This window comes from Gracilibacillus halophilus YIM-C55.5, assembly GCF_000359605.1.
Lineage (GTDB): Bacteria > Bacillota > Bacilli > Bacillales > Amphibacillaceae > Gracilibacillus > Gracilibacillus halophilus.
Genome location: NZ_APML01000034.1, coordinates 1 through 17768 on the forward strand (window position 1 = coordinate 1; position 17768 = coordinate 17768).

At 38.6% G+C, this 17768-nt stretch carries 15 protein-coding genes, 1 tRNA gene and 2 pseudogenes; 1 reads left to right on the forward strand and 17 read right to left on the reverse strand.

The window, feature by feature from the left end; translation table 11 throughout:
• Positions 1 to 177: 177 nt before the first annotated feature.
• The 4 genes and pseudogenes from J416_RS09070 to J416_RS09085 all read right to left on the reverse strand — a co-directional run bounded on the left by J416_RS09070 (position 178) and on the right by J416_RS09085 (position 4373).
• Positions 178 to 2252, reverse strand: a pseudogene (locus tag J416_RS09070) (heavy metal translocating P-type ATPase).
• Positions 2245 to 2621: pseudogene (locus tag J416_RS09075) on the reverse strand (ArsR/SmtB family transcription factor). The pseudogenes J416_RS09070 and J416_RS09075 overlap by 8 nt, the downstream one beginning before the upstream one ends.
• A gap of 377 nt (positions 2622 to 2998) precedes the next feature.
• Positions 2999 to 3472, reverse strand: a complete 474-nt coding sequence (locus tag J416_RS09080) for a tRNA (cytidine(34)-2'-O)-methyltransferase (protein ID WP_003469130.1) — start codon at positions 3470 to 3472, stop codon at positions 2999 to 3001.
• Positions 3473 to 3536: 64 nt separating this feature from the next.
• Positions 3537 to 4373 carry an amidase domain-containing protein gene (locus J416_RS09085; RefSeq protein ID WP_003469133.1) on the reverse strand — a complete coding sequence of 279 codons (837 nt, stop codon included), beginning with the start codon at positions 4371 to 4373 and terminating at the stop codon, positions 3537 to 3539.
• A 215-nt stretch (positions 4374 to 4588) separates the two neighbouring features.
• Here J416_RS09085 and J416_RS15780 point away from each other — a divergent pair, with 215 nt between their 5' ends.
• Complete coding sequence (locus J416_RS15780; RefSeq protein ID WP_156809563.1) at positions 4589 to 4741, forward strand: hypothetical protein; 153 nt, start codon at positions 4589 to 4591, stop codon at positions 4739 to 4741.
• Between the two features lie 27 nt (positions 4742 to 4768).
• Here J416_RS15780 and J416_RS09090 read toward each other — a convergent pair whose 3' ends face one another.
• The 13 genes from J416_RS09090 to zupT form a co-directional block, all read right to left on the reverse strand.
• Positions 4769 to 5275, reverse strand: a complete 507-nt coding sequence (locus tag J416_RS09090) for a methylated-DNA--[protein]-cysteine S-methyltransferase (protein ID WP_003469136.1) — start codon at positions 5273 to 5275, stop codon at positions 4769 to 4771.
• 75 nt (positions 5276 to 5350) lie between these two features.
• The gene (gene queG / locus J416_RS09095; protein ID WP_003469138.1) at positions 5351 to 6493 is read right to left on the reverse strand and encodes a tRNA epoxyqueuosine(34) reductase QueG; all 1143 of its coding nucleotides are present in this window, start codon (positions 6491 to 6493) and stop codon (positions 5351 to 5353) included.
• A gap of 15 nt (positions 6494 to 6508) precedes the next feature.
• Positions 6509 to 8212, reverse strand: coding sequence for an ABC-ATPase domain-containing protein (locus J416_RS09100; RefSeq protein ID WP_003469141.1), 1704 nt, complete (start codon positions 8210 to 8212; stop codon positions 6509 to 6511).
• A 141-nt stretch (positions 8213 to 8353) separates the two neighbouring features.
• Positions 8354 to 8974: a class D sortase gene (locus J416_RS09105; RefSeq protein ID WP_003469144.1), complete on the reverse strand. Its 621-nt coding sequence runs from the start codon at positions 8972 to 8974 to the stop codon at positions 8354 to 8356.
• A gap of 74 nt (positions 8975 to 9048) precedes the next feature.
• The gene (locus J416_RS09110) at positions 9049 to 10542 is read right to left on the reverse strand and encodes an endo-1,4-beta-xylanase (protein ID WP_003469147.1); all 1494 of its coding nucleotides are present in this window, start codon (positions 10540 to 10542) and stop codon (positions 9049 to 9051) included.
• Positions 10543 to 10871: 329 nt separating this feature from the next.
• Positions 10872 to 10945, reverse strand: a tRNA-Gly gene (locus tag J416_RS09115).
• Positions 10946 to 11110: 165 nt separating this feature from the next.
• Positions 11111 to 12130 carry a DUF3231 family protein gene (locus J416_RS09120; RefSeq protein WP_003469150.1) on the reverse strand — a complete coding sequence of 340 codons (1020 nt, stop codon included), beginning with the start codon at positions 12128 to 12130 and terminating at the stop codon, positions 11111 to 11113.
• Between the two features lie 55 nt (positions 12131 to 12185).
• Entirely contained in the window at positions 12186 to 12329 is a 144-nt protein-coding gene (locus J416_RS15940; protein WP_003469152.1) for a hypothetical protein, read from the reverse strand.
• Positions 12329 to 13513: a Ger(x)C family spore germination protein gene (locus tag J416_RS09125; RefSeq protein WP_003469154.1), complete on the reverse strand. Its 1185-nt coding sequence runs from the start codon at positions 13511 to 13513 to the stop codon at positions 12329 to 12331. The genes J416_RS15940 and J416_RS09125 overlap by 1 nt, the downstream gene beginning before the upstream one ends.
• A complete protein-coding gene (locus J416_RS09130) occupies positions 13506 to 14609 on the reverse strand; it encodes a GerAB/ArcD/ProY family transporter (RefSeq protein WP_003469156.1) in 1104 nt (367 codons plus the stop codon). Before J416_RS09130 ends, J416_RS09125 begins: the two co-directional genes overlap by 8 nt.
• A 2-nt stretch (positions 14610 to 14611) precedes the next feature.
• Positions 14612 to 16156, reverse strand: a complete 1545-nt coding sequence (locus tag J416_RS09135; RefSeq protein WP_003469158.1) for a spore germination protein — start codon at positions 16154 to 16156, stop codon at positions 14612 to 14614.
• Between the two features lies 1 nt (position 16157).
• Positions 16158 to 16628 carry a hypothetical protein gene (locus J416_RS09140; RefSeq protein ID WP_003469160.1) on the reverse strand — a complete coding sequence of 157 codons (471 nt, stop codon included), beginning with the start codon at positions 16626 to 16628 and terminating at the stop codon, positions 16158 to 16160.
• 252 nt (positions 16629 to 16880) lie between these two features.
• Positions 16881 to 17699, reverse strand: coding sequence for a zinc transporter ZupT (gene zupT, locus J416_RS09145; protein ID WP_003469162.1), 819 nt, complete (start codon positions 17697 to 17699; stop codon positions 16881 to 16883).
• Positions 17700 to 17768 lie beyond the last annotated feature (69 nt).

Here is a 17768-nt window from a genome sequence, read left to right on the forward strand (position 1 = left end):
TCGCAGTGTATCCTATACCGCGGGCACGTCTGCAGCTAACTGTGTGAAGATGAATACTTCACACAGTGGATCTTCAGCTCGTGCGTTCCCGCAGGAGTCTCCGTATTTTGCCTACGCTTAACTTGAAATTGTTCGGATTCTCGCTCTTGCTATTTAGTTTTGTCCCAGCCTCATTTTTTATTTTTGAGCTTTTTTTGCTAAACGTAGAGCATTTAACACAACGAGTAGTGTTGCTCCCATATCTGCGAAAATCGCTAACCACAATGTGAGCCATCCTGGAATCACGAGTAATAACGCCAACGCTTTTAATGCAAGAGCAAAACCAATATTTTGCTTAATGATCTGCAATGTTTTCTTACTTAATTCGATTGAATCCGGTAGTTTGTCTAGATCATCTCCCATTAATGCAACATCCGCTGTTTCTAATGCCACATCCGTTCCTGCACCACCCATGGCTATTCCAACAGAGGCTTCTGCTAAAGCCGGTGCATCATTAATTCCGTCACCAACCATTGCCACTTGAGGATATTTTCGTTTCAACTCTTTCAGTGCGGTCCATTTTTCTTCAGGAAAAAGATTTGCCTTAATGTCCGATACGTTCATTTTGCTTGCTATCGATTGAGCAACTCGTTGGTTATCCCCCGTTAACATAATAGTATGCTCGACGTTGTGTTGATGAAGACGTTTTATGACTTTCGATACGCGGTCTCTTGGTTCGTCAGCCATAGCGATACAACCAATCACATGATCTGTTGTTCCGACAAACACCACTGTTTTACCTTGTTGCTCCCACTCATCAATATCTGGTCGATCGATGTGTGAAAACAGTGTTGCATTTCCGATTTGATATGTGACACCGTCAATGGTTGCTTTCACACCTTTTCCGGGTAGAGATTGAAAGTCCGTTGCTTCTACACGTGGCAAATCTACCGCTTCTTGTAAAATGGCCTGTGCTAACGGATGTTCTGAATAGGACTCAAGAGCTGCCGCAATCTGTAATACTTCCTCTTCGCTTTCCTTAAATGATAAAATATTCGTTACACTCGGCTTTCCTTCCGTCAATGTTCCTGTCTTATCAAATGCGATCGCTTTTAGATTCGCCATCGCTTCTAAATAGCACCGCCTTTGATCAACACACCATTACGGGCAGCATTTCCGATGGCTGTGACAATAGCGACGGGGGTCGATATCACTAACGCACATGGACAACCGACAACCAACACAGCAAGACCATTATAAATCCATTCTTGCCATGACGCTTGAAACAGAACTGGTGGGACAAATATGACAACTAATGCGATGATTAGTATGGCCGGTGTATAATATTTTGCAAAACGATCAATGAGTTGTTGGGCCGGTGCTTTCTGCGTTTGCGCTTCTTCTACGAGATGAATAATGCGTGCAATAGTTGAATCATCACTTGTCTTCGTTACGCGCACCATTAATGCTCCATCTTCATTTAATGAACCTGCAAAGACTTCTTGTCCTTCCGTTTTTTCCACGGCTTGTGATTCACCCGTAATGGCTGCTTCGTTTACCGATGAATGGCCATCCACCACTTCACCGTCCATGGCCATCTTTTCACCAGGCTTAACGACCATAATATCTCCAATATTGACTTCATCGACGTCCATCTCAACGAACTGATTATCTTTCTTTATTGTGGCACGATTTGGCGCGACTTCCATTAATGAATGAATCGAATCACGCGCTTTGGCCATCGAAGCATTCTCTAACGCTTCACTTAAAGCAAATAAGAAAACAACAACTGCCGCCTCTGCCCATTCACCAATCAAGACAGCACCAATCACAGCAATCGTCATCAATGTTTTCATATCAAAACGGAAACGAAATAAGTTTTGAACGCCTGTCTTCATCAAGTCAAAGCCGCCAATAACAATAGCTGAAGCAAAAGATGCCAGCGTCAGTCCATGATGATCACCAAATTGAAATAAGAAAACATAGCCGATGACGACAAATAATAATGATACAGCTGTCAGTTGATTATCTTTTTTTCGATAGAACGGGATCGTCTTTTGCGGCTGCTTTTCTGGATAGACTTGAATGTGATCAAAAGCACCGGCCTTCTCTAACTGTTCCAACGATGGATGACCATGAACCGTTAATTTAGCTGCAGCAAAGTTTAATTCTACATCTTCCACTGTGTCTAAATCACGTACATTCTTCTCAAATTTTGCTGCACAATTTGTACATGAAAGTCCCTGCAAACGATATATTTGCTTCTCAGCCATGAGCAATTCCTTCCTTTTGATGAATTTTCGCATTTGTAACTAATTGAACCATGTGTTGATCCTTTAATGAATAGAAAACGAGTTTGCCTTCTTTACGATATGTGGCTAAGCCATATTCCGTAGTGTGCGTAGGTGATGCGATGCTGTTGCTGTCGTTGTACCTAAAATATTCGCCACATCACAGACACAAAGTTCATCTTCTAAGGTTAAAGCATAAGTGATTTTTAATCGAGTAGCATCAGATAACGCTTTAAACAACATTTCTACGCCATTCATCTCTTCCATTTTTGGCGTTAACCGATTGACTACTGCTTCATTATAGCAATACGTATCACAAGTCACTGTCTTTCGATTCTTTTGATTAACCATTCTCATCCCTCATTCAAATATTCGTTTGATTGTTTGAATATAGTATATGAAAAAAAGTTACCAATAGCAACTCATTTTTACGAATTCTTTTTTATATTTTCATATCAACCAGTTTTATCCTGCAAACAGTTCATTATAATTTAGCGTTTTGCATGATAAGCGAATATTCAATGCAAACAAGTGCTATGCAGACCCGTGTTTGACGCATATATTCATTTTCGATGCAAACAACTGCTTCCACGTCTTCTATTTGAAGTATATATCAATTTTCCATGCAAACAGCTATAATCCTTTCTTCTGTTTCACGCGAAAAGGAGCATCAATTTCTACAAAAAAAGATTCTCATCAACATAAGCAATGAGAACCTTTCAATCATTTTATTGTAGCCCTGGAAAAGCTTGCTGCCTTAATGCTTCATATATAATGATGGCAGCTGTATTGGCTAAATTCAGCGAACGCACTTGATCAGTCATATGAACTTTCAAACAACGATCTTCTTTTCCAGCGATTAACTCTTTTGGAATACCGTCGCTTTCTCTACCAAAGACGAAAAAAAGCTCTTGATCGCTATTGCTAAAATCATAATCGGTATAATAACCTTCACCGAAATTTTCAATATAATAAAATTCGCCATTCGGATAAGCTTCATACAAGTCTGTTAATTGATCATGATAGCTGATGTCCACATCATACCAATAATCCAAACCAGCTCTTTTCACCATTTTATCATCCGTCGAAAATCCAAGTGGACGAATTAAATGTAATTGTGCACCAGTAGCTAAACAAGTCCGTGCAATATTCCCTGTATTTGCTGGGATTTCTGGTTGGAATAAAACTACGTGAATTGCCAATCTCGTCACCTCTAACTTCCTTGATTAACGAAGCTATTATAACACACTTTTTTACCTGTGCACGTTATTCCTCCCCAATTCGAAAAAAGCGATATTCACATTCGGGCGTCCATGCCGCAGAGTCTTCATACGTCCAGTACCGATGCCTGCTATTGTTTGTATGTGCATTCACTAAGGGCATGTTTTCATGATCTTTAGCCACAACAATCGTATTGTGATCCCATCTTCCATCACCTTGAAAATCATAACAAATCACATCGCCTGGTAGTAAATCTGAAGCATGATCCAATTCCTTTCCTTTTAATCCAACATTCGAACCACTCAAATACCAGCGAAATGCATTCGCTACTGACCAGCTATAACTCCAACTCTCATCATTGTACCACCAGCCGCGCGAACGATTCGGTGCTCCCCACATCGGAGCCCCTCCCGCGCGTAAACATTGTGAAATGTAATTGGTACAATCATTGTCTTCAAAGTAACGATAAGTTGGATTCGCGTTATTCCACCAACGCTCAGCATATTGCACCGCTTTTCTTCGATCATATGAAAAACGAGGCACCTCCTCGTAAGACGTTACGTGTACTGGCCGTATATTTTCTATTTTTTGTCGTGTGATTACTCTATCATGGATGCGCTTTTGATGATCGATAAAGGCTCGATGTGTTTCAACTTCTTCCTCATGATAATATGTTTCTTGATCTTGAATCAAAAACTTTATATGAAGTTGGTAATCAATTTCGTCGGTTGTTTCACTCATTTTTCTTCCTGATACACCAATTTCTTTGACGTGCTTATCACGACGCTTATGTAAGTCAATTTTTCGGAAAAAAGGATGGGGCTCTTTCTTATTCGTGCATTTTTTTTGCCAATACTGATGCAAAGTCTCCATTTTATTCATCAAATCTTCACTCCCTTACAACAGGTGATACTACTATATTATGTGTGACGGAATAATTAAGAAGTAAAGAACGAGTGAGGCCATTTGTATAAAAATCATGGGAAATGTTATTACATTTATAAAATTTTTAATTTTTGGTAAATTCTAGTGATTTTCCTATCCATAACACATATGATAGACATTGGGTTTAAAAAATAATCAAAGGAGGCCAATCGATGAGAAAAAAACTATTAGCGATCCTAGGTGTCAGTACATTAACCATTGGAATGTTAACAGCATGTGGCGGAGATGAAGGAGAAGATGCTCCAGCTGATGAGAATGTAGAACAAGAAGAAGGTTCCGGTGGTCAAGAAGAAAGCGAAGAGTAATCTATCATTTAAAGAAAGGGGAAGCCATTACGACTTCCCCTTTTCTAATTGTAAGAGATATTGTTTTTTATCGACACCGCTACCGTAACCAACGAGTTTACCACTCGTTCCAATCACCCGATGACAAGGAACAATAATCGAGATTGGATTTTTGTTCATCGCTCCACCAATGGCTCGCACAGCTTTAGGTGAACCGACTTGCTCAGCTAAATCTTTATATGACCATATGTCACCGAATGGTACATTTTTTATGAGTGCGTGCCATACCTTCTTTTGAAACGTTGTGCCAAACAATTGATACGAGATCGAAAAGGTTTGGCGTTTTCCTTGAAAATATTCGTCTAATTGATGAATGGCTGAGGTAAAATGATTCGACGATTGTGTCATGTCTGTTGGTAGGCCATGTTTCTGACACCAATTGATGACATCCATCTGGTTCTCAATAAACGTGCCGTAAAACAATGAAAATAAATTCGTTTGATCCCCGATAAGCGTAATCGTTCCTAACGGTGAATCGACTTCGTCATAATACAATCCATTCCTCTCCCTTATGAGCATGAACGAGATCATTCTAGCATGAGCGATGTAGGTCTAGCCTGAATCAACATTTTAGTTTGTATGTTCAATGCGAAAATCGAGCCCTTTTTCCATTTCGACAAGTACTTCATGATCACTTTCTCGCTTCATTGCTTCTTCGATCGCGTCAAACCCTTTTTCTTCTCCGATTTTTCCTATCGCCCAAGCAGCCGTGCCTCGAATCACAGGGCGTGGATCTTGCTGCATAAGCTCAATTAACTTATCTGTCGCAGCTTTTTCTTTATAATGGGCTAAAGATAGGATCGCATTTCGTTGTAAAGGTTTTTTTCCGCGCCATGATCCAGCCATTTTGCCGAATTTTTCTTTAAATTCACGATTCGATATTGATAACAGATCAAGTAAGCGTGGCTTCACGAGTTCCGGATCAGGCTCAAATTCTTCATGATGATGAAAATCAACGTCCCGATTATAGGGACAAACGACTTGACACGTTTCATAACCATAAATCAAGTTCCCTAATTTATTCCGATGCTCATCTGGCATAAACCCTTTCGTCAATGATTGAAACGCCATACAAGCTTGTGAATTAAGTCGACCTGGCTCGACTAACGCCCCTGTTGGGCACGCATCAATACATTTCGTACACGTTCCACACCCGTCCGTTATCGTATCATCAGGGGTGAACGGAACATTGGTAATCATTTCTCCTAAATAAATATAGGAACCGTATTCTGGTGAAATCATTAATGTGTTTTTTCCACTGAATCCAATACCAGCCCGTTCTGCCACTGCTCGATCCGATAATTCACCAGTATCCACCATCGATCGTGATTCAAAACCCGCCAGTTTCTCTTGCAAAAATGCCGCGAGTTTATCTAACTTTTCCTTCAACACAATATGATAGTCTGTTCCCCATGAAGCACGAGCGAACATGCCACGACGATCGCCTTTTACACTTTTGGGTTCATTTTTCATTCTTGTCGGATAACTAAGAGCAATAGCAATCAATGATTCAGCTCCAGGCATTAACCGCTTTGGTTCAGTTCGTTCTTCAATCGTTCCTTTTTCAAAACCAGACGCATAACCAAGTTCTTGTTGTTCTTTCAATCTTGCTTTTAATTCGGCAAATGGTTCAGCACTCGCAAAGCCGATTTTATCAATGCCGATTTCTTTGCTATAGGCAATTACTTCTTGCTTCAGCTGTTCATAGGCCATTGCTCTTGTCACCTCCTATTGTTTTACTTTCGCTGTTCGCATACGGTTAAGACACGCAGCCACTTCAAAACGTCTCGGTCTCGCCAAATCACCTGGATGTTGCTTTGGAAATGGGGCAAATGCCTGTAAGCCGTATTGATCAATGATCGTTTCTAATTCATCCAAAAGGTTTGTGAGTGTTTTTTGTTGCTTAAGCGTACCTTGACCTTCCATATAGCGAAGAATCTCGGAAATCGCTCTTGTTTGTGACGCATCCACCAATTGTTCGACATCATGCAGTTGAATCGTGGAATTACCCATCATAATATTCGTTAAGCCTTTCGCCTGAACTTTCTTTTTCTTTCCTTTTCGTAAATCAAGGCTATTCGGTAAAAAGATGCGTTGATTCATATTCTCTGTCAACGTTTCTTTTTTCGCGTGACGCGTGACCGGGTACTTGTTTACAATTTCTTTTGCCTGATCGGTGACATTGTGCGGCACATATTGATCCATCATAATCACATCATCAGCTACATCAAAATAGTCACCCGATCCCCCCATCACAAGTATACTGGATACATCTAAGTCATCGCGAAGTTGTTTAATTTTATCAATAAATGGTGTAATCGGTTCTTTCTCTTGATTCACCAATTCTTGCATACGTACGTCACGTATCATAAAGTTGGTGGCACTTGTATCTTCATCAATTAACAGACTTGTCGCACCAGCTTCGATCGCTTCAACGACATTTGTTGCTTGGGATGTACTACCACTTGCATTCTCCGTTGTAAACTGTTTTGTATCTTGACCGTGAGGCAAATCATTAATAAAGGCAGAAATATTCACAGAAGTTACTTGGCGACCATCTTCTGCTCGAATTTTAACAGCGTTCGGATCTGTTACAACATATTCTCTGCCGTCTCCACGAATATGATGATAAACCCCTCGTTCTAACGCTTGAAGCAATGTACTCTTTCCGTGATAGCCACCACCTACAATAAGTGAAATTCCTTTCTTAATCGCCATACCCGCTAACGGCTTCTCGCGATGCGGGATATTCATTTCGACACGATTGGCTTCTGGACTTTTGAAAGGAACAGCGTCTTTTAACGGTTGATTGCTTACACCACTTGAGCGTGGCAATACGGAATCATCGGCAACAAAAGCAATCCAGTCATTCTCTTGCATCAATTGCCGAATCACTTGATGTTGATCGGCTAGCTGAACACTGTCTTCAATCTGTTGATCCGTAATAGAAAATATCGAATTCTTTAGAATGGCAGGAATGATATTGAAGAATAGTTTATCCGCTTCCCGACCGTTAATTTTTCGACCGTTGGCAGGCAGTCCGACAGAAAAGCAAATCACCGTTTTATCTTGGTGAACTTGGACCGCTGTTCGTTCAAGAATTTCTTGACCCGGCTGATCAATTTCAATCATGCCGCTTTTCCCTGAGCCTTTACTTCTTGATGACTCCTGTTGGATGGCTTTGGCGACTGAACGAGCGATACGGTCAGCAGTATAAACGTTTCGGTTGCGGTCTTCTTTCCATTCTTGTTTGATAGGCCGATACGCATCTGGGATGACAATGCGAATTTTCGAAGGCGATGCAAACGGATCTCCTTGCACGTAATCCACGCATACCTCATAACGATGGAAGGAATAACGACCTTGAAGTGATTTATATGCTTTGTACCCTTTTCCGTCTATTTGTTGTAAGAGTTGTTGCAATTGCTTCATGCTATCGAAACTCCTTTTCTTACTTTTTGCTCTACCTAGGATACAATTTTTTCAACAAGGTATTCAAGTATTTTTCTTAGAAAAACTATTTCATCCTTCTACACTGCCAAGATTATGTTCATGTACGTAAGAAGTAGTCATTTATTTTAGTGTTTCCTTACTGATTAGTTCCGATTCAACAATATATCGATCTGGGGCTGGTCCTACAAAATCAAACGGATAACAGGTCGTTAGCGTTAAGGTGGGCTCTTCTTTTTCGACAATTACTGTTCGGTCTTCTGCATTTGTGACCCATGTTTTACGAATTTGATATTCATATTTCGTATGATTGAATGTAATATAGAGTCGATCACCATCTTCTAGTTCATCTAAGCCAATAAAAACCGTATCTCGATGACCTGCTATCGCTGTATGGCCATTTTGATTGGGTAGTACTGTATAAGGCGTATCATACAAGCCAGTCCCATCTTCTAACGTTTCTTGATCGGTTCCGAAATAAATCGGATAAATCTTCTCTAATTTAGGGATTGTTAGCGTGCCGATTTCATCACCTTCGTTTAATTCTTCATCATCTTGTTTTACTTCCTGGGCTAAATCAGAAATGCCGGTTTGCATCACAGTGTTATGCCAATTTGCATCAATGGATCTTGCTTGTTGACTATTTGCCGTAACTGTATCAGCTTGTACATACCAATGATAGACGTTCCATCCTATCGTAAAAATGCCAATGGCAATCAACAAAATAGCTAGCTTTTGTTTCATCTTTATCACCTTTATTATAAATTGTTAAAATGGGATAGATGCAAGGCTACACCTATCCCTTTTGTTATCAACGGTCAAGATTGAACTTGTTTTCGACTAAATAATAAAAGTCCACCGATTTGAAGTATAATAGTTCCGATTACTAAGCCTATTGGAAAGTTGGTCGATGTATCTGCAAGGGCAGCGCCTTCTTCTTTCTCTTCTTCTGTGGTGTTATCAGTTTCTTCAGCGGGATTGTTTGTGTTCTCATCTGTAGTGTCTTCTGAGGTATTATCTGTTTCTTCAGCGGAGTTGTCTTTGTTCTCATCTGTAGTGTCTTCCGAGGTGTTATCAGTTTCTTCAGAGGAGTTGTCTTTATTCTCATCTGTAGTGTCTTCTTCATTTTCTTCTGATTCTTCATCAACATTCGGATTTTCCATCCCCATCATCGCATAATAGGCTGGTTTGACGTTGAATTCAGTGTCAAAAACAAATGGAGCGTCTTTTCCAACGCCATCATCACTATGTTCAGAAGCGCGATCATCTAGCCAAGTGTGATCGTCTCCAATTCCCCAAAAAGTGATATTGCTAATATTCGCATCCAATTCTTTATATAGATCGAACAACTCTGTATAACGGTCTGCTTGTTTGCTAAGCACTTCGGCAGGAATCTCATCATATCTGTTGTACTCACCACTTGGAGGCCAACCATAAATACTAACATCTAGTTCTGTCACTTGTATATCTAATCCCAAGTCGACAAATCTTTCAAAAGCTTCCTTTGATTCTTCAATTGTAGGCCAACCTAACTGAATATGAGATTGGAAGCCTACTCCATCAATCGGTACTCCATCTTCAACAAGGTCACTAACTAAGTTATAAAAATGATCATCTTTAGGCGATACTTCATTATTATAATCGTTAATAAAAAGCTTTGCATCTTCACCACCATATTCACGTGCAACTTCAAATGCTCGCTTAATATACTCTGTTCCCGTAATTTTATACCACGGTGATTCGCGTAACCCTTGCTCATTAGGTTCACCATCATCGATTACTTCGTTGACAACATCCCAAGCATCGACATCATCTTTATAACGTTCAACAATCGTCCTAACATGTGTCTCTAATCGATCAAGTAACAATTCCTTATTTTCTTTTCGCTTCTCTTCGTCAGTTTCATCAACCATTGGATTTCCTTCTTCATCTAGAAAGAACCAATCAGGTATCTGACTATGCCATATTAGTGTATGAAAACGTAAATCCATATCATTTTCATTAGCGAATTCAACAATCTTATCTGCTTCTTCCCAATTAAATTCGTCTTCCTCAGGTTGAATGGTTTCAGGCTTCATAACATTTTCTGCTACGATGCTATTATAATGATATTTTAATACATCTGCTGATTCACCTTCTAATTGATGCGGCTCTACTGCTGCTCCAATCTTAAATGATTCTTTAAAATGTTCTTTCATCGATGGTACATCAGTTGCATGAAGAGCTTCCGTATCTTGTGCCGATACAGTTGAACCAAATAATAATAAGGACGATAATGCAATCCCAGATATTATAGGTACTTTTCTACCCATTTGAATCTCTCCTTTACAAGTTTTCGTGAAAACACACTTACCCTATTTCTTCTCATTCACCTCACTTTAATAAATATCATAGTATACTCTAAGTTTTTATGTTTTGTAAGGGGTTTCACGATAATGTTTATTATACTGTGTTATCGTTAGTTTGTCCACTGTCTGAACAAAGTTTCTTGGATTATTTGTTTAACAATGAGTAATTATACCTTTTAAAATATTAAAAATACGCTCACTACCTAAGTTACGAAGCCTAAGTAATGATTAATGAAAATAAAAAAACGTAATGCTTCATTTTCAAACGAAACACTACGTTCACACCTATGTAATGGAGCGGGTGATGGGAATCGAACCCACGACATCAGCTTGGAAGGCTGAGGTTTTACCACTAAACTACACCCGCATCATAAAATTACTAAAAATTCAACAAATCTTTACATTTTTTAAGCACGTTTTACATTATAACAATCCCTTATATACATTGCAACAGTTTAATAAAACTATTCACAAAAAAGGCTTTTACTAAATCACGATATAGTAAAAGCCCTAAACTGAAGCTAGAATTGAATCAACTTTTATCTTTTCCCTTTGCGAGTTGTTCACGATTTGGTGTGCCAGGTGATTGTTCTAACCAATGATATTTCACCATTAAATTCGCTGCTCGCTTGGCCAATTGTCCTACTTCGAAAGATAATCGCTCATAATTCAAGACCAAATCGATCCGTTGACTAACCGCTCCTGCCATCACATAGTTTCCTGTTCCGGTTGATATAATTAACGTTAAATGAAACATCATCAACTTATCTGAAAAGGTAGGGGTTGTCGAATTACTTATCGACACATCTGGTACTTGAGGGGTTTGAATATCATTATCTTGCAATGTTTCAGAGAAAATCTTAATATGCTTCTGTGACATTTTCTTTGCTTTCAACATGAAATCTTGCACTTCCTGCATTGGTGATGTTTGTGCAAACGCTAAGCAAAGATTTTCACCTAAGCTATTAGTCATGACATTTAAATATAAGTGAGAAATTTCAATCGCATTTAATGGCCTCTTGTCGCTAAAGGGGTTCAGCCCACTAAAATAATTGTTATGATGAATAAAAGATGAATGATGAGGGACTTCAATATATGGATGTCTCGCATTTAATCCCTTTGCTAAAGAAACATCCATTGACTCATTAAATAAACTTAACACATCATTTAGCGCATTTGATACAAAATCTCGAATGCTCCTTTTATAACTCATGGATACAAAGCTACTGTATGTAACCATTCCTACCTTGCTCATTTGATTGACATACGTCAGACAAAATGAATCCGTAAATAACCACGGCGCTTCCATGTTAACATCTTCATCACCAAACCCTTTCGGTATAGCAAAATGTTCACTTTCAAAAATCGCTGTCAACTGTTTGACATGATTCGACGATATATCATAAGCATAACGTACAATCGGTTCAATATCTTCATCTTGAATATGTTGTAACATAAACCTTAACATACACTCTGACATCGTTTCATTCATATAAATCGTCCAAAGCGATCCGATCTCAGATGACGTTAAGTGGATGTTATGTTCATTCAAGCTGAACGCCTCCTTCCTATACATGTTCTAGTGTTTATCAGTACAAAAAAACTATTCATGATTTATTCTTTTTCCAAGGAGGATCTCCGTTCTTATGCAACAGTTGATTGATTTTATGGATAATGTAAGGAAAAAGAAATGCTAAAATCGTACAAATGATGACAATTCGTTCGGGAACAAACTCTAACAATTTAGACATCATTTCACGCCCCTATCTTTGGTTCGATCGGTTGATCCAATATGCTCCAATGTCACTTGTGAAGAAACATTAATAACACTTTTTGTAAACAATTGTTTGCCAGCATTCCAATCTCCTTCCATTCCCCTCCATTTACCAGAGTGACTACTCTTCAACTTTTGATCAAAACCAAAAATATCCACTTTCCACTCTTGTTGAGCTTTACTAACCACATTCATGATAAGTTCTTCTATTGATTCTTCAATTTTCTGTTTGATTTCCTTCTGATAATCTTCATTAATCAATGTCTTATGACCAAACATCTCACCAACCGATCCTGAAATTTCAATTTTTATATCAATTTTTACTTGGTCTGGATTCTCTGGATTTATTTTCACCTTGCTACTTGTATCCTCAATTTCATAAACCATTAACTGATCATCTACCTGGAAATTGATGACCCCACCATTGATTTTTCCTTTGATTAAATTATATCCTTTTGTTTCAAAGGCATTAAGTTTTCCTACCATTTTATTATTTGGTCCGTTAAAAATTGCACCGCCTTCCGACTTAATTTCTTCACCTTTCACCTTTACTATAGGAATAACAAAGCTACTTTTATTTAATAAATCGCGATGTAGTTTAGCAGTTCTGACCGAAGGGATGACTTCAATTGTTTTTGTATTATTTTTCATAATCGAATTAACGTATAACGCTGGGGTCTTTTCGTACTTTGGTACAATATCAAAAATTGATTTTGCAGAACTTTCTGACACTACTATACGTATACCTCTACGCATTTCATGATCTCGTAAAAAAAAATCCACTACACTAGAGAACATTTTTTCTTGCTGTGCTAATTCTGATGAAACAACAATTAGTTTCAAATGATCATAAATTGGCGTTAAGCTCGTCTCTTTTGACATATCACGATTCATATGAAAGACACTATTTCCTGTAACCGACAAATTTTTGTATGCTTGTTGATTACCACCGCCTCCTTGACTTGGTACTGTAAAGCCAGAGGGAACGGCAAACTGATTCGTTAATGTCACAGAGGGGGTTTCTGAACTATGATCTTCACCCAAATCTAAGGCACTGCCAATCACAAAACCGAAATTTTCTATTGGATTTTCATCCCAACAACCACTTAAAAAAATCATAGTTAATACAAGAAATGAACAAGAAAGTAATCGTCTAGCCATTTCCTTTCACTCCTCTGAACTTGGCAATGATAACAAACAATAACAAAACAGCAATCGAATAATAGAATGAAACATAGCCGGTCACTTCCCCAAAAGTCGAAACTTCTAATAAATTACGTGGCAACATGGCAATGAAAAACACAACTGGAGCAATCGATAGGACAATCGTTTTTTTTCCTTTCCTCTTCAACAACATTTGAATGCCAAGTACTGCTAAATCGTAAGCCATCGCTGCTGTATTAAAAATTGCCATAATCCAAATCACGAAAAATATCGAATCAAATCGTTCGAGGATCCCACCAGGAATTTCAATCATTTTTGCTAACTCAATCGTTGGATAAATGAGATTGGATGTCACCACATTGCTATAGGCAGCGATACAACCTACATAAAGAATCGTAAACAAAACCAATGGAATCAAAATCCCTTTTGTTACCATCTTTGGTGTATCTTTCGGATTTTCCACATATGCTATATAAAACCATAAAATAATAAACCCACCGAAAAATATGCTTCTACCCAACCCTTTTATATATCCATTGATATCGGTCTGAAACAATGGCGTTACATGTTTAACTTCAAACCAATTTATATTAAAGAAAAAAACAACAAATGCGAAAATAATGATGAACGGAATAAACAACATATTAATACGCATTATACCAGCTCTTGAGCCACCTACCGCATACACAATAATCAATAAAAAAGACAAAGAAGCCACCTCAATAGGGGTCTGATCAAACAAATATATTTTACCGATGTCAGCTAAACTGCGCACTTGGTATGCAGCAATCGCAACAAATAAGAAAATAAAAAAAAGACTTAAAATACAAGCAATCGGTTTTGTTACAATACGTGATGCATAAGTAAGAAATGATTCTCTAGGAAATTTGGATACAAACTTGGCCGTCCACCATGTCAAACCCGCAACAACCACACCAGCTGCTATCACCGAAAAAACCCCGTCCAACCCAGTTGTCGCAGATGCAACTTCTCTCGGCATAGATAAGGCTTCTACACCGATCATAAAGCTTGGAAGTGCGATCATTAATTCACGTTCACTCAATTGCTCATCAGCATACTGAAAACCTGTCATGTTTAGTGATCTCCTTTATTTGCAGAGGATTTATCCATTGGTTTCATATATTTTGGTCGTTTCGTAAAAACAGTTATTGGTAAACGAACAAACAAATCCATCCAATCACGATAAAATGTTGGAGCATAAGGCGTCGAATAAGGTACACCGATACTTTTCAAATTGACAATATGAATATTGATCATAATATAGCCTAAAATGATGCCATAGAGACCTAATATCCCTGAAAGAATAAGTATGCCAAACAAAATAATCCGGAATGCAATCGCTATGCTGTATGCAGGTAGTGAAAAAGAAGCAATCGCATTTAATGCTACGACGATAACCATAATCGGGCTAACGACACCCGCTCGAACGGCAGCATCACCAATTACGAGACCACCAACAATACCAATGGTTTGCCCGATGGTTTTCGGTAAGCGAGCACCTGCTTCACGCAATAATTCCATTGTCCCTGACATTAATAGCGCTTCAACAAACGGGGTGAACGGCACGCCCTCTCTTGACGCAGCAATTGAAAAAGCTAAATCTGATGGAATCATTCCTGGGTGAAAAGAGACTAACGCAACATACACAGCCGGTAAAAATACCGCAATAAATGCTGCAATATAACGTAACACTCTAAGTAATGATCCTACTGTCCAACGTTCGTAATAATCTTCTGGTGACTGTAGAGAGTTTCCTAATGTAGTAGGAGCAATTAAGACAAACGGTGTACCGTCCAGTAAAATGGCTACCTTTCCTTGTAATAGAGAAGCTGCAACTTTATCTGGGCGTTCGGTATTCATCATCTGTGGGAAAGGTGATAGAAAACTATCTTCAATCCACTGCTCAATAAATCCTGTTTCGGGAGCATCATCCATATCGATCGTTTGTAACCGACGATTCACTTCCTGTACAATATCTGGATGAATCACACCGTCCACATAACTTACCACTAAATTTTTCTTTGATCGTCGGCCCACTTTATGTGTTTCAAACCGAAGATTCGGATCTTGAATATATCGGCGAATCAATACAATATTCGTCCGTATATTCTCGACAAATCCTTCTCTTGGTCCACGAATCAACGTTTCGGAAACGGGTTCTTGTATTTGACGCTTTTCCCAACCTTGCGAACTAATAACAAAGACTTCGGCCAATCCGTCTAAATAGAAAATGGTACTGCCACTTAAAATCCCTTTCGACAAATCATCCAACGTCTTCTTTTTTTTCACTGCCGTTGCTGACATGATTTCTTCATACAATGTTTCAAATAAAGCCTGTTTTTGATCAGGTATTTGGTTTAAATCTTCGTCTAGTTGAATATGACTCATCACTTGGTTACGTATGTATTGAGTGTCCACTAGTCCTTCAATATAAGCAATCGCGCAACGATGATTCGTACCTCGCACGCGAAATTTTCGTACAACCAAATCATCTGGTTTGCCAAGTAAATTTTCCAAATTTTTAATATTTTCATTTAAATCTTTAACCAATTCAATTGAAAAATTTTCTGCTTGATTATTTTTTGTATTGTTACGTTGGAGAAAGGAACGCCATCTCATATTACTTATCGCCACCTAACGTACTAGTTACCGAGCGCTTCAATATATATTGTAGGAAATACCCGCTTAATAAACCAGGAATCACACTAATAATGGGCAGCCACACAGGACCTAGCAAAGGAACGAATGGTGAATAAATGACACCAATGGTTACAAAATAGGCGGAAAAAACAAACGGCATGAATGAAAATGGTTTCCTCGCACCACCTGCATCACGATAGGCATCCCAAATCGCATAAAAATAGATACATGGATAGAACATTAACCAATGATAATTCGCTTGTTGAATGGCTTGTTCCATTTGACCTTGAAAGCTAAGTATAATGATCCGATTAAAATTGCCTTGCACATTGACCAAAAATTCTAATAATAAGAGAACTGTTCCTTTAAAGTATTTCCCATTCAAAAATTGACCGAATCCAGGAAATGCAATGCTCCAGAACAGTTTTTCAATGGCCCGTTCCTGAATCATCCCGAACCGCACACTCTCTTAATAGGATGTAGTGGTCTGAAATAGGCCTTCGATCGGATCTTTTCACTTAGCAAATATCGTTTCATTCCGCTCATATCAATAATTCCTTTGTTTTCAATTTTGTATGGCTAGTTATAGTCTTTACCTGCATCTTGTAAATTATGTGAGACAAATAAAAAAACCGCAAATATACAGATCCTCTGTACACTTACGGTTCATTTTTTCCAATATCGTTCTTGGACTCATTAAACTTTAGATGAATAATAATAAACTTAAGGCCATCACTGCCATTCCGGCGATTAAACCATAAATCGATGTATGTGCTTCATCATATTTCTTGGCTGCAGGAAGGAGTTCATCTAGAGATATAAACACCATAATCCCCGCTACCGCTGCAAAAATAATACCAAACATCAAGTCCGTTAGAAATGGCATCAAGAATAAGTAAGCGACAATTGCTCCTAACGGTTCCGAAAGCCCCGACAAAAATGACCAGCGAAACGCTTTTTTCTTATTTCCGGTTGAAAAATAAATCGGTACAGATACAGCAATTCCTTCAGGGATATTATGAATCGCTATCGCTACGGCAATGGCAACGCCTAAACCAGGATCTTGTAGGGCCGAAGTAAATGTAGCAATCCCTTCAGGAAAATTGTGAATCGTAATCGCTAAAGCCGTAAACGTCCCCATCTTAAGTAAACTTTTGTCCCCACTTGCAGTCGATTTGGTTTCTTTCATATCTTCCACTTTTTTTAATTCATGAGGATTTCCTTGTTTCGGAATCAAACGGTCAATTAATGCAATCAAAATCATCCCTGCAAAAAAGCCAACAACCGTAAACCAGTTCCCTGCAATTTCACCTTGTGAACTGACTAAAGATTCTTTCGCTTTTACAAAAATTTCAACCATAGACACATAAATCATCACACCCGCCGAAAAACCGAGCGCCCACGATAGAAATTTCGTATTCGTACTAGAAGTAAAAAAAGCGAGCACACTTCCAACACCTGTCGCTAAACCAGCTAACAACGTTAAACTAAATGCTAACCATACACCGTCAAATCCAAACATCGTCCATTCGTTCTCCTCTCCCTTGAGTAATCGTACATCTCTATTTATATGCAAATACCTATAAAAAGT